Raw genomic sequence first — 12,095 nt, 5'->3', positions numbered from 1 at the left:
TTGTTATACCTGTTCCAGCAAGCGCTGTGCGTCCGCGTGCGCTTGCTCAAACGTCTGAAAATGTACCGTATGAATGCCAAACTTCTGCGCCGCCTCACAGTTGTCCTTTCTGTCATCAATAAACAGACAGCGCTCTGCAGTCAGCTGATACTGCTCCAAGCAGGTCTGATAAATCGCCGGATCCGGCTTGAGCAGATGTACATCACAGGAAAAAACGCCGCCGTCCATTTTTTCCAAAAAGGTAAAGCTCTCCGGCACTTTGTCGATGATATACCGCGCATAGTTGGACAAAAACAATACGCGCAGTCCCCGCGCCTTCATCTCATCAATCCAATTGTCCGCATACGCATTTTTAATCAGGCTTGTGCCGATGTTGTCATAGATGCGCTGAATATCTTCCCGATACTGCGGAACGCGGGCAAAAAATGCATCCAGCACTTCCTGTTCCGTCCATACGCCGCGGTCAACCTCATCCCACAAGCCGCTCTGAAACATGACATCATCAATCATTTGCCGTTCTTTGGGGTCTGCCACCATGCGGCACAGATACTGCTGCCACTGAAACTCAACCAGAACGGTTCCAATATCAAAAAGAACGGTATCTATCATCCTGCACCTCCCATATTATCGCTTTACTTCGCCTCGCTCACAGCGATTGCCCCAGCTGTCAATCAGCTTGCCATCGCGGAATACACAGATAATCTCGCAGTTATTCGGACAGCGTCCGCAGCTTGCTTCTCTGGTGTAAAATTCCATCTCTTCCATGGCAAAGTCAAATTCCTGCCGTTTGTTGCTTCGGCGCGCCAAAATTGCCGCGCCGAGCGCGCCCATCAGATGGCCGTTCTGGTCAACGATGACATCGCAGCCAAGCAGCTTTTCAAACGCCGCCACAACGCCCTTGTTCTTGGAAACGCCACCTTGGAATACGACCGGACTTGCAATCTTTTTTCCCTTGCCAACATTGTTCATATAGTTGGCCGCAACTGCGTTGCATACACCGGCAATGATGTCCTCACGCGGATGACCCATCTGAATCTTATGCACCAAATCGCTTTCCGCAAACACCGTGCATCGAGCGGCGATTTGTGTCGGATGCTTGGATTTCAGCGCATACTCGCCAATATCCTCCACCTCAATGCCCAGACGCTTTGCTTGACTGGACAAGAATGCGCCGGTTCCGGCCGCGCACAGCGTATTCATCGCATAATCTACCGCCACGCCATTTTCTACCAGAATAATTTTCGAATCCTGACCGCCGATTTCCAAAATCGTGCGAACCTCCGGATAAAATGTCGTCGTGCCGACAGCGTGCGCGGTAATTTCGTTCTTTACCATGGTCGCGCCGACAATAACGCCGACCAGCTTGCGCGCACTGCCTGTGGTGCCGGTTGCCACGACTTTGTACTGTTGCTTGTCGAACTGCTTTTCCAGCAGTGCAACAAGCTTCTTTACGGCGCCAATCGGATCTCCCTGTGTCCAGATATATGCGCTCGCCAAAATATTGTTCTGTTTATCTATAATCACGCCTTTGGTGGAAATGGAACCGACATCGATTCCAAGATATGCATGTTGACGTCCCATCCGTTAAAATACATCCTTTCTCATTGCAATCATATCATAAAATGCTTCCAGTCTTGTCATCAGACCCGCTTCGCCGGTCTGTACATCATAGGTCAAATACAGAATCGGAATCTTTTCTTCCGCGCCGATGGTCTGCAAGACCGGCATGACATCAATCTCCGGCGTGCATCCGGCAGATTTCACATGGATAATGCCGTCAAATCCTCGGCGCGCGTACTCCCGCGCAGCCCAAATATTTGCCGTAGACGTTGGTCCCATTTCATACGTGCACAGATCTTTGATCTTTGCATTCATGTTCTTTTCGCCCGGATAATGCACCATGCGGTTGGATACATTCATCCAACGATGTACTTCCACGCCCATATCTGCGATGGTCTGTTCCAAATCCAAATTGGAAAATGGATCCATAACCGTAAAGAACTCACCGACAATGCCGACACGCAGCGGTTCCGCCGGTTTATCCAGCGGCGTGTCGCTGAATACCTTCTTTACTTCCCGATAGATGCGGTCAATATCCTGTCGGGACGATACGCGCTCTGTCTCCCGCAGGAACTGCTTATATGCTTTTTTATACGCACCGGACGGGTCAAATCCACAGTTTTGATAATATTCGTCCGTCACTTCATCAATGTATTCCAGCAGCTTGAGCGCATCCATTGCTCCGGGGATGATACGCGTATACTTTACTTTCGGATTGATACGCTTGAGGACTTTCAATAAATCCTTTTTCTTTCCTGTGCTGTATGCAGCCAGATTGATAAAATCAAATTCATAGCCGAGGTCTCGAAGAATCTGCTCCTGTAATTCGCCGTAATACCCCAGACGGCACAGACCGTGTGACATCATCAGCGTATCTGCGCCCGAATCCAGCGCTTCAATCATGCATCCCAGCGTGCTCTTAAACGGTGTACAGACCGTGTCCGGACTGTATCGCGCGCCGATTTCCAGCGTATGCCGCGTCATTTTGGGCGGCAGAATGTATTTCTGTCCCATGCAGACTTCGATAAAATAGCGAATCACGCCGCTGTAATGGGCAATGCGCGGGAACATAATTTTTTTCTGATTTGACGTAGACGGAATTTCTACCGGTGTCATAATGTTCCCTCCTTAAAGTGAATGATGTCGACAAAGCTTTCCAATCGGGTTTCCACGCCCGCGGTTCCGCTTTGCGCGTCCAGCGTCAATGTGAGAATCGGAACGCCCTTCATGCGGCGCTGAATCATCTCGTCAATCATAGAGTCCGGTCCGCACGGAAACGCACTGAGCAAAATGATGCCGTCCACCTTGCTTTTATTTGCCATCAGGCTGCCGACGATTTCACGGTTCAGCTCCCACTTAATCGTCGGGGAAAGTATGGTACTGCGTTTGGACGCGGCTTCGCGTTCGGTAATATCCGCTCGAATCGGCGTGACATCCAGCTTGCGCAGGACATCCATGACCGGCTTTCCCAAAAACGGATCTTCTATAACATAGCTGTGACCTGCAACAAGGATTTTCGTGCCCGCAGACTTGTACAGGTTCTCCTGCTCTGCCAGCTGCTTTTTCCATGCGCGCTGTTCCACAGCCTTTGCCGTTGCATAGGCTTTTTTGATGGTCTTTTTGTCAAACCCGAGCTGATTTCCCATGCCGTAAAAGGCAGATTTCTCATCCTGTTTTTGCAGCACGTCCAAATTATACGTCAAAAACTTCTGCGGAACATCGCGGAATACATTTTTGACAATGTCCGGCATCGCTTCAAAGCGCACACACATCATATGCTTGTGCCCGAAGTTGCTGATGCGCGGCACGAGAATATAGTCACACGTGCCTATCAGTGATTTCACATGTCCCAGATAAATCTTTTCGGACAGACAGGCTTCATCCACACACAGTGCGGTACCCTGATCCAAAATTTCTTTGTCCGTCGGCCGACTGGTTACTACCTCTGCGCCCAGCTGCTGGAAGAACACTGTCCACAACATCGAATACCGATGGTACAGCATGGCGCGCGGCAGACCGATTTTCAAATTACTCATGTATTTGTCTTCCACCAATCTTTTGAATTTTTATACAAACTACATTATAGGCATCACAAAACCGGTTGTCAACTTTCTTCTGATAGAAGGAAATTTTGTACATTATTGGAAATAAATACCAAAAGTGTCTCCGAACACTCTCAGAGACACTTTTTATCTGTTTATTTAGTTAAATCCGTAGACTTTGCGGGAAATGCGATATGCTACTTTGCCTAAGAACCGTCCCGTTCTTCCCGGCAGGTTCATGTATCGGCTGATGACGCTGTGATGCAGCTTGTTATACAGCTGTCTATCCGTCTGTTTCATATACGCCCACAGCTCATCGCGCTTGTTCAGATTTTCCTTTGTGCCGGATAAAATCGCCAATGTCACGGTAATGGTCGTGACAATTTCCAGATAATTAAACATGTATCGGCGGCATTTTTTATCTTTGACCGCCAGCAAATTGACATCCGCAAACATGATTTTATTGACGCGAATTTGCTGGTCAATGCGCCGAATCATCGTCTGCTCGTTGACCGACTGATCCTCTCGTCCAATGTAATACCGATACAGATCCACATCCATGTAGTACATGTTGTTGACATACGGCAGCGGTTTGTACACGTAAATATTGTCAACGTAAAAGGTATGTTCCGGCAGCTGCAATCCGCAGTCGTGCAGCATCTGCGTGCGGTAAATGACCGAATGCATCAAAATATAATGTCCCTTGACCAAATGTCCGACATCGTCCCACCCGAACATTTTCTCTTTCGGAAAGCCCTTTTGACGCATGACCTTCTTGTGCTTGCTGCCTTCCTTCTCATACACATAATTGGCGAGGAACATATCCGGCAGTGTATTCAGCTTGATCAGTGTCCGCAGGCGCTTGAGCACGCGCAAATAGCTATCGCGATCCAGCCAGTCATCGCTGTCGACCACCTTAAAATAGATACCCGCGGCGTTTTTCAAGCCGGTATTGACTGCCGCGCCATGGCCGCCGTTTGGCTGATGAATTGCGCGAATGATGCCCGGATACCGTTCTGCATACGCGTCTGCAATTTCCGCCGTTCGATCTGACGAGCCGTCGTCAACAATCAAAATTTCCACATCTTTCCCGCCCGGCAAAAGAGACTCAATACACTTTTCCATATACGCTTCCGAATTGTAGCACGGAACAGCAAAACTCAACAGTTTCATTTGATTTTTTCTCATCCTCACACGTATTCTTACATGGTTACAAATTTCTTCCTATTGTAAAGCATTTTTCGACCATTTGCAAGTCTTTGCGCGCATATCCGCGCATATATGCTCTTAGTATAGCGTATTTCTGGCAATTTGGGTATTAAGATTTCGTGTCGATTATCCCGATAGGTGTAAAAAAAGCCTTCCCGCCGGAAGGCTTTTCTGTCTGTTATTCCTGTGTAATCTGCCAACGATAAAATCCTCGGTAGCCGTCCTCTATGCTGTACGCTTCCCAGCCGTGCTCCTGCATCCACTGTGCAAATTCATCGCTGGTTTCTCCGGTATAGCACATCATATAAATCGGCTTGTCCTTTGGCAGCTCCTGCATCTGATTTTGCAGATCTTCCCAATAGATATGCACCGCGCCCGGAATGGTTCCCAGCCGAAATTCTCTGTTCTTTCGCAGATCCAAAATCAATTTGTCTCTTGTATCCGCCATCATTTGCTGCGTTGTTTTACGATATATCTGCATATACACGCCTCCCTTTATCCCAGTGCAACATCCAACGTCATCATCAAGGTAAAGCCTACGGCAAACAGCAAGGTTCCCACATTGGAATGCCGTCCCTCCGACATTTCCGGAATCAGCTCTTCCACAACGACGTACATCATTGCGCCCGCCGCAAAGCTGAGCAAATACGGAAGCCACGGAACAATGTGTTCTGCTGCCAAAATGGTAATCCATGCGCCAATCGGTTCCACGGCACCGGACAGCACGCCGCAAACAAAGGCTTTCCCCTTTCCCATGCCTTCCGCACGGAGCGGCATGGAAATAATAGCGCCTTCCGGAAAGTTCTGAATGGCAATGCCGATGGACAAAGCCATCGCACCCATCAAAGTCAATCCAGAACTTCCTGCCAGCCAACCGGCGTATACAACGCCGACCGCCATGCCTTCCGGAATGTTGTGCAGCACAACCGCAAAGACCAGCATGGTCGTGCGCTTCAGGCTCACCGAAGGGCCTTCCGCTTCACTGCTTCCCATGTGCAGATGCGGAATGATGCGATCCAAAACCAGCAAAAACAAAACGCCGATCCAGAACCCCGCGACAGCCGGAAGAAATGACAGCTTGCCCATTGGCGCAGACTGTTCCATAGCCGGAATCAACAAACTCCAAATGGAGGCCGCTACCATGACGCCTGCCGCAAATCCGGTCAAGGCGCGCTGAACAATCGGCCGCAGGGTTCGCTGCATGAAAAAAACGCAGGCCGCACCCAATGAAGTTCCGGCAAACGGAATCAGAATTCCCTGTACGACTTCTATTGACATGTTTTCCTCAATTTCTAACAGATGGATTCATCTGAGCACAAAATAAACTATACTATTTTTATCCACATTTTAGTTCATTCTCTCGCTTTTGTCAATAGGCGTAATATCTTGAATCGCCAGCTGCTCCACAATATCCTGTCCGGCGGCTGTCAGCGCCATGCTTCCGTGCATGGGGTACGAACGATACGCCGAATAATCAAACTTTCCCAGCGGAATATCATAATCTATGCGAACCAAGCCCTTCAGCGCCAAGGCCTGGACTGCCCAGCTGTATTCTTCCTGTGAAAACTCCGAATCCTCCAAATAAATCGGTGTTTTTAAATTCCAGCTGGCGGCAACCGGCAAAAACGGTGTCACAGCAAACGTCTGCAGCAACGCATATTCTGCCGGAACCAGCGTCAAAGAATGACACGCTCCGCCGCAGCAAGCCCCACAATGATTTTTGCCGCAGTCTTTTCCGCAGCTCTTTGAACAACTCATATCATTCTCCTTTTCTATGATTTCTGTCACGATTATCGTAACGGAAAACGCAAAGTCTGTCAATTGTCTTTTTCGCGTAAATATGCTATGATAATGCTATACACCAAACACAAGGGAACATGCGGACAGGAGGAATGTTGTATGCGCAGTTTTGAGTACAATACGCCGACCCACGTGGTCTTTGGCAAGGATTCTGTTGAAAAAGTAGGTGCACTGGTTGCCGAGCAGGGATGCAAAAAGGTCCTGATTCATTATGGCGGCGGCAGTGCCAAGCGCAGTGGTTTGCTCGACCGTGTTTCACAGTCTTTGGATGCGTCCGGCGTCGCATATGTTATGCTGGGCGGCGTTGTGCCAAATCCGCGTCTGAGTCTGGTGCGGGAGGGCATTGACTTGTGCCGCAAAGAAGGTGTCGACTTTATTCTGGCCGTCGGCGGCGGTTCTGTCATCGACTCCTCCAAGGCAATCGGCTACGGTCTCGCCAATCCCGGTGACGTTTGGGATTATTATCTCAAGAAAAAAATACCAACCTCCTGCACGCCGGTCGGTACCGTCCTGACCATTGCCGCAGCGGGCAGTGAAATGAGCAATTCCTCTGTCATCACCAACGAGGCCGGATGGCTCAAGCGCGGTTTAAACAACGAATGCTGCCGCTGCCGATTTGCCGTTATGGATCCGACCATCACATATACCCTGCCGGATTACCAGACCGCCAGCGGTGCTTCCGACGTTATGATGCACACGATGGAGCGTTATTTCACCGCAGAGAGCGATCCGATGGGTCTGACGGATGAGTTGGCGGAAGGTCTGCTGCGTTCGGTCATGCGGGATGTACAGGCGGCGCTGAAAAATCCGCAGGATTATGATGCGCGCGCCGGTTTGATGTGGGCAAGCAGTCTGTCGCACAATGGTCTGACCGGATGTGGCACAGACGGCGGAGATTGGTCGTGCCATCAGCTGGAACATGAGCTGGGCGGTAAATACGACATTGCACATGGCGCTGGCCTGTGCGCAGTATGGAGCAGCTGGGCACGAACTGTTATGCCAGCTAATCCTGCACGATTTGCCAAGTTTGCTACACGCGTCCTCGGTGTGGAAGCCGGTGCAAACGATGTAGAAACTGCCAACCGCGGCATTGATGCGATGGAGAATTTCTTCCACTCGATCGGCATGCCGACACGTATCTCTGAGATGGGCATCACGCCGTCCGATGAGGATCTGCACGAACTCGCTTACAAGTGCACGTTCATGGACACACGAACCATCGGCCAATTTGTTGTTTTGGATAAAGAAGCAATTTATGAGATTTACAAAAAAGCCGTGAAATAATATGGCAGCAAAAAAACATCCAGCTCGTACTTGAGCTGGATGTCTTTGGTTACGCATGCGGATGACAAGCATCCGGTACGCCGATATCTGCCAGCACAACGGTACCGCAAAACGCCGCTGCTGCCGGTGCAATATGTACCTGTTTGAACGAATCAAATGCGACCGTACACTGCGCTTTGACTGCGCCATCTGCCGCAATTCCAGTATCCGCCTGCAATCCGCTCGGCACATCCAGCGCGAGAACATATGCGCCGGATGTCCGCATGAAATCACAGGCTTTTTGTCCGGACGGACGCAGAGAACCGTGAAAACCGGTGCCATACAGCGCATCAACCACAACATCTGCATGAATACTGCGTACCGTGTCTGCGGTCTGGATGGTAACCGGCAGTGCATGCAGCAACGCATAATTGGTCTTTGCATCGCGCGTCACCGGCTCTCCCTCCGCGAGAACAACCGTGACTGACAGACCATCTTGTGCCGCGAGACGCGCCATGACAAAGCCGTCTCCGCCATTATTTCCTTTTCCCGCAACTACGGCAATGTGCTTTGCATGCGGCACACGCTGCCGAAGAATGCGATAGGCTGCCGTTCCGGCATTTTCCATCATTTGATAATAGGAAACGCCATTGGCATCCGCAAGCTTCTCGATTTGTTTCATTTGTGCAACGGTAACAACGCGCATGATATACCTCCTATTTTTGACTGCGAAAGGATTGATATTGCATGAAAATGATGACAGACGTATTTATCTGTCCCTCCACTGGCTGGGGTGTTTTTCTCGTCTATGACGAAGAAGAATGCGAGCTGTATGCCCGCGTCTGCGACGAGGACGAATGGGATCCGGATTTGGCTGACGAAGGGCAGTTATCCGATTTTGAAGAAACCGAAATTTGGTGCAGACAATTCGGCTATCGCCGCTGCGATTCTCTCATGGAGGCGATGGAAGCCGCCGATATGTTTCAAGCAACATTTTAATACCGGATTTTCCGGCAATAGCCTGCTTTGCGCAGGCTATTTTATTTGCACTCTCCCGAAATACACAGCACACCATCTTTGGTTTCAATCGAAGAAATGGAAGAAAATGTTTTGTCTAGCTCTGCACGAAACCGATGTTCCAATGGTTCGATCATGTCTGTCTGCATCCATGCATTCGGCAATTCCATAGATGCTGCGGAAAGCTGTAGCATCGTCCACGCCGCCGTTCCATCCTGTGCTTGTATTTGGAGCTTGCAGGATACCGGCAGCGCTTGCGGCAGCATCTGTAACACAGCCGCATAGGACTTGGAAATGCTGTCCGTCTGCTGTTCCAATAGCTTTTTCGCCTGTTCTTTTTGCAGGAGTCCGGATACAGCGAGAACACCATCTTCTTGGATTTCAACGGAAAGATTTGTCAGCGGCAGCACCTGTTCACACGTATCCTGTATCAGGGATACGAAAAACGCACTGTCATACATGTGCGACGTCTGTGTCTGCACCGGTTGTTGGTGCGCAGTCGTATGTTCTTGTATCTCTGTATTTCCCGGTGTGTGTTCGGGCGCGTCCCTTCCCACACTTCTGCTCATTGCCACAATGCCTATCGCCAAGCACACGGCGACTCCAATACCAATCTTTTTCCAGCACATCTGCATATATAACACGCTCCTGTCTACAGCCTATGCCATATCGGAGCTGTTTATACACGAAAGAAGCATGCGGCAGGCTGCCGCATGCTTCTGCGCTTATTTCATGGTATATACGGTTTCTCCGTCATATACCGACTGCATATATCCGGAGATGACATTTCCATCTTCATCTGTGCTGGAAATCTTAATCCAGCCATCGTCATCTGCCTTGCTCAAAATAGTAATGGTATCTCCCTTTTTGAGCGCAGCTAAAATATTCTTTTCCGTTTTCGTGGTCGGTTCACTGCGAACGTTCATGCCCCACTTCATCACGGCAACATTTTCTTTTGCGCTTTCTTCGGTTTTATCGGCAGATTCATCACTTTGTGACGCCGACTGTCCAATTGTCAGCTGCACCATTTTTCCGGAATTGCTCAGTCCCCATCCGGCAGCCATGCCAACGAGAAAACAGACAATCATGCCGACAACAACCAGTGCCACTTTTGCACCATGCGAGGGTATATGCACACGCGGTTCGTGATGCATGTGTTTCTCTGCTTTCGGTGCTTCCTGTGCAGGTTCTTCCGATGTTTCATCCACAGACACGTGTTTTTCTCTGCGTTTTTTGCGGAACAGTCCGGAAAACAACGGTTCCGGTCCATGCAGCCATTCATCCCAATTATCTTGAATGTCCTTTGCCGCTTCTTCCGGAATAATTTGCTCTCCGCTTGCCGTGCGCGCATGCTGTGCGTACCATTGTACAATGACCTTTAGACGCTTATTCGCATCCTCTTCCGACAAGGTTTCCTGTTTCTTCGCTTGTTCCAAATATGCGATGCAGAAGTCATACAGCACATCTTCTGCCGATTGTTCGGCGTGCGCCTGTTCATACGTGCGATCCAGCAGATGAATGACCGCTTCTACGCTCTTTCGATCATCCAGCCCAAAGACCTCCGGACCGAACGCAAATCGTTCTTCAGACATAAAGGCTCCTCCTTCTTCTGTTCGTATCTTCTATCAACAAGTATCGACATTTTTAGTATAATGTATATTTACGTTTTTTTCAACTATTTTGAGAAATGTTTCGAATCAACAGCAAAACTTTCGAATTTTGAATCTTATTAGATTGATATATGCTATATCATTGGCCTCAAAACGAACAAACAGCCAGCAGTCCTGCCAGCTGTTTGTTGTATATTTTCTATTCCTTCGGGCTTGGCGTCTGCCATACCTCCTGCAGAGAGGTTGCCAAACCTGCCATTCCCTGAATTTCCGACGGAATGATAATCTTTGTTGCCTTGCCGTCTGCCGCCTTGGTAAATGCTTCCAGCGCCTTCAGGCGAAGAACCTTGTCATTCGGTGCTGCTTCATTGAGCAGTACCAGAGAGTCCGCCAGTGCCTTCTGTACGGTCATCAGGGCTTCTGCCTGACCCTGTGCTTCCTTAATCTGTGCTTCCCGCTTTGCATCTGCACGCAGAACCATAGATTCCTTTTCACCCTGCGCAACCAGAATCGCAGACTGCTTCTGACCTTCTGCAACCAGAATGGCCTCGCGGCGTTCGCGCTCTGCCTTCATCTGCTTCTCCATGGATTCCTGAATCGCCTTTGGCGGGATGATGTTTTTCAGCTCCACACGGTTGACCTTAATGCCCCACGCATCGGTTGCTTCGTCCAAAATCGTGCGCATTTTGGTGTTGATGACATCGCGGGATGTCAGTGTTTCATCCAGTTCCAAGTCGCCGATGATGTTTCGCAGCGTTGTTGCCGTCAGGTTTTCAATTGCCGCCATCGGACTTTCTACGCCATAAGTAAACAGCTTCGGATCTGTGATCTGAAAATATACAACCGTATCAATCTGCATAGTAACGTTATCCTTGGTGATAACCGGCTGCGGTTCAAAATCAACCACCTGCTCTTTGAGCGTTACACGGCGTGCGACGCGCTCAATCAGCGGGATTTTAAAATGCAGACCCGTCTGCCATGTGACGCGATACGCTCCCAATCGCTCAATCGTATACGCTTTTGCCTGCGGAACGATTTTGATATTGGAAATCAATACAACCAACACAATCAAAATCAAAATGATTGCTACCATAAATTTGTCCTCCTTCTCGTTTTGCCTACGCTCTCTTGACGATTGCTTTTACACCGGAAATCGCAGTGACAACAACCGTCTCACCTTCCGGAATGCAATCGTTCGGGTCAGCCGCACGCGCGCTCCAAATCTGCCCCATCAGGCGAATCTGTCCGATTTCCTGCTTCGCATCAATCGTCTGAATGACAATGGCCGTTTGGTCAAGAATCCGATCTGCATTTGTCCGATCCACCGTTGTCAGCAGCTTGCCGCGGACAACCGGCCGCAGCAACAGCAGCATGACAATCGCGACTGTCAGACAGACGCCGAGCTGCACCGTCTCGCCGAATCCCATAGCGGCGGCAGCCATCGCTCCGACAGAACCGACGGCAAACCAAATGGTAATCAGCTGCACCGTGCACGCTTCTGCCACCAGACAGAAAATCAGCACGCCAACCCAAATATAAATAGGAGAAATAGTCATTGTCAATGAAGATTCCCTCCCTTCCCGTTAACTATACC

Annotated in this window: 15 protein-coding genes; 2 read left to right on the top strand and 13 right to left on the bottom strand. The window is 49.6% G+C overall.

The window, feature by feature from the left end:
- Window positions 1-3: 3 nt before the first annotated feature.
- From KQI75_RS00860 to KQI75_RS00825, 8 genes are all read right to left on the bottom strand, one after another.
- The gene (locus KQI75_RS00860; protein ID WP_216468799.1) at window positions 4-609 is read right to left on the bottom strand and encodes an HAD family hydrolase; all 606 of its coding nucleotides are present in this window, start codon (window positions 607-609) and stop codon (window positions 4-6) included.
- Between the two features lie 15 nt (window positions 610-624).
- Entirely contained in the window at window positions 625-1,581 is a 957-nt protein-coding gene (locus KQI75_RS00855; protein WP_216468798.1) for an acyl-CoA dehydratase activase, read from the bottom strand.
- A 3-nt stretch (window positions 1,582-1,584) separates the two neighbouring features.
- The gene (locus tag KQI75_RS00850; RefSeq protein ID WP_216468797.1) at window positions 1,585-2,676 is read right to left on the bottom strand and encodes a hypothetical protein; all 1,092 of its coding nucleotides are present in this window, start codon (window positions 2,674-2,676) and stop codon (window positions 1,585-1,587) included.
- The gene (locus tag KQI75_RS00845) at window positions 2,673-3,596 is read right to left on the bottom strand and encodes an acyl-CoA dehydratase activase-related protein (RefSeq protein ID WP_216468796.1); all 924 of its coding nucleotides are present in this window, start codon (window positions 3,594-3,596) and stop codon (window positions 2,673-2,675) included. Before KQI75_RS00845 ends, KQI75_RS00850 begins: the two co-directional genes overlap by 4 nt.
- A 165-nt stretch (window positions 3,597-3,761) precedes the next feature.
- Window positions 3,762-4,775, bottom strand: a complete 1,014-nt coding sequence (locus KQI75_RS00840; RefSeq protein ID WP_216468795.1) for a glycosyltransferase family 2 protein — start codon at window positions 4,773-4,775, stop codon at window positions 3,762-3,764.
- A gap of 214 nt (window positions 4,776-4,989) precedes the next feature.
- Window positions 4,990-5,292 carry a rhodanese-like domain-containing protein gene (locus tag KQI75_RS00835; protein WP_216468794.1) on the bottom strand — a complete coding sequence of 101 codons (303 nt, stop codon included), beginning with the start codon at window positions 5,290-5,292 and terminating at the stop codon, window positions 4,990-4,992.
- A gap of 14 nt (window positions 5,293-5,306) precedes the next feature.
- Window positions 5,307-6,089, bottom strand: a complete 783-nt coding sequence (locus KQI75_RS00830; RefSeq protein WP_216468793.1) for a ZIP family metal transporter — start codon at window positions 6,087-6,089, stop codon at window positions 5,307-5,309.
- 69 nt (window positions 6,090-6,158) lie between these two features.
- Window positions 6,159-6,569, bottom strand: coding sequence for a hypothetical protein (locus KQI75_RS00825; protein WP_216468792.1), 411 nt, complete (start codon window positions 6,567-6,569; stop codon window positions 6,159-6,161).
- Between the two features lie 141 nt (window positions 6,570-6,710).
- Between KQI75_RS00825 and KQI75_RS00820 the strand changes: the two genes are divergently transcribed.
- Entirely contained in the window at window positions 6,711-7,895 is a 1,185-nt protein-coding gene (locus tag KQI75_RS00820) for an iron-containing alcohol dehydrogenase (RefSeq protein ID WP_216468791.1), read from the top strand.
- 49 nt (window positions 7,896-7,944) lie between these two features.
- Here KQI75_RS00820 and KQI75_RS00815 read toward each other — a convergent pair whose 3' ends face one another.
- On the bottom strand, window positions 7,945-8,580 hold the full coding sequence (locus KQI75_RS00815; RefSeq protein ID WP_216468790.1) for an NAD(P)H-hydrate epimerase: 636 nt from the start codon (window positions 8,578-8,580) through the stop codon (window positions 7,945-7,947).
- Window positions 8,581-8,621: 41 nt separating this feature from the next.
- Here KQI75_RS00815 and KQI75_RS00810 point away from each other — a divergent pair, with 41 nt between their 5' ends.
- Window positions 8,622-8,873: a hypothetical protein gene (locus KQI75_RS00810; RefSeq protein WP_216468789.1), complete on the top strand. Its 252-nt coding sequence runs from the start codon at window positions 8,622-8,624 to the stop codon at window positions 8,871-8,873.
- Window positions 8,874-8,914: 41 nt separating this feature from the next.
- Here KQI75_RS00810 and KQI75_RS00805 read toward each other — a convergent pair whose 3' ends face one another.
- The 4 genes from KQI75_RS00805 to KQI75_RS00790 all read right to left on the bottom strand — a co-directional run bounded on the left by KQI75_RS00805 (window position 8,915) and on the right by KQI75_RS00790 (window position 12,057).
- Window positions 8,915-9,526: a hypothetical protein gene (locus KQI75_RS00805; RefSeq protein WP_216468788.1), complete on the bottom strand. Its 612-nt coding sequence runs from the start codon at window positions 9,524-9,526 to the stop codon at window positions 8,915-8,917.
- 90 nt (window positions 9,527-9,616) lie between these two features.
- Window positions 9,617-10,483, bottom strand: a complete 867-nt coding sequence (locus KQI75_RS00800; protein ID WP_216468787.1) for an SH3 domain-containing protein — start codon at window positions 10,481-10,483, stop codon at window positions 9,617-9,619.
- 217 nt (window positions 10,484-10,700) lie between these two features.
- Window positions 10,701-11,594 (bottom strand): SPFH domain-containing protein, encoded by an 894-nt coding sequence (locus KQI75_RS00795; protein ID WP_216468786.1) that lies wholly within the window; start codon window positions 11,592-11,594, stop codon window positions 10,701-10,703.
- Window positions 11,595-11,619: 25 nt separating this feature from the next.
- A complete protein-coding gene (locus KQI75_RS00790) occupies window positions 11,620-12,057 on the bottom strand; it encodes an NfeD family protein (protein WP_246566344.1) in 438 nt (145 codons plus the stop codon).
- Between the last annotated feature and the right edge of the window lie 38 nt (window positions 12,058-12,095).

The organism is Butyricicoccus intestinisimiae, assembly GCF_018918345.1.
GTDB lineage: Bacteria > Bacillota > Clostridia > Oscillospirales > Butyricicoccaceae > Butyricicoccus_A > Butyricicoccus_A intestinisimiae.
This window is presented reverse-complemented; position numbering and strand designations above follow the sequence as displayed.

Bases quoted from the DNA above. Each gene is read 5' to 3' on its own strand.
- KQI75_RS00860 (WP_216468799.1), bottom strand. From the start codon at position 609: ATGATAGATACCGTTCTTTTTGATATTGGAACCGTTCTGGTTGAGTTT.
- KQI75_RS00855 (WP_216468798.1), bottom strand. From the start codon at position 1,581: ATGGGACGTCAACATGCATATCTTGGAATCGATGTCGGTTCCATTTCC.
- KQI75_RS00850 (WP_216468797.1), bottom strand. From the start codon at position 2,676: ATGACACCGGTAGAAATTCCGTCTACGTCAAATCAGAAAAAAATTATG.
- KQI75_RS00845 (WP_216468796.1), bottom strand. From the start codon at position 3,596: ATGAGTAATTTGAAAATCGGTCTGCCGCGCGCCATGCTGTACCATCGG.
- KQI75_RS00840 (WP_216468795.1), bottom strand. From the start codon at position 4,775: ATGAAACTGTTGAGTTTTGCTGTTCCGTGCTACAATTCGGAAGCGTAT.
- KQI75_RS00835 (WP_216468794.1), bottom strand. From the start codon at position 5,292: ATGCAGATATATCGTAAAACAACGCAGCAAATGATGGCGGATACAAGA.
- KQI75_RS00830 (WP_216468793.1), bottom strand. From the start codon at position 6,089: ATGTCAATAGAAGTCGTACAGGGAATTCTGATTCCGTTTGCCGGAACT.
- KQI75_RS00825 (WP_216468792.1), bottom strand. From the start codon at position 6,569: ATGAGTTGTTCAAAGAGCTGCGGAAAAGACTGCGGCAAAAATCATTGT.
- KQI75_RS00820 (WP_216468791.1), top strand. From the start codon at position 6,711: ATGCGCAGTTTTGAGTACAATACGCCGACCCACGTGGTCTTTGGCAAG.
- KQI75_RS00815 (WP_216468790.1), bottom strand. From the start codon at position 8,580: ATGCGCGTTGTTACCGTTGCACAAATGAAACAAATCGAGAAGCTTGCG.
- KQI75_RS00810 (WP_216468789.1), top strand. From the start codon at position 8,622: ATGAAAATGATGACAGACGTATTTATCTGTCCCTCCACTGGCTGGGGT.
- KQI75_RS00805 (WP_216468788.1), bottom strand. From the start codon at position 9,526: ATGCAGATGTGCTGGAAAAAGATTGGTATTGGAGTCGCCGTGTGCTTG.
- KQI75_RS00800 (WP_216468787.1), bottom strand. From the start codon at position 10,483: ATGTCTGAAGAACGATTTGCGTTCGGTCCGGAGGTCTTTGGGCTGGAT.
- KQI75_RS00795 (WP_216468786.1), bottom strand. From the start codon at position 11,594: ATGGTAGCAATCATTTTGATTTTGATTGTGTTGGTTGTATTGATTTCC.
- KQI75_RS00790 (WP_246566344.1), bottom strand. From the start codon at position 12,057: ATGACTATTTCTCCTATTTATATTTGGGTTGGCGTGCTGATTTTCTGT.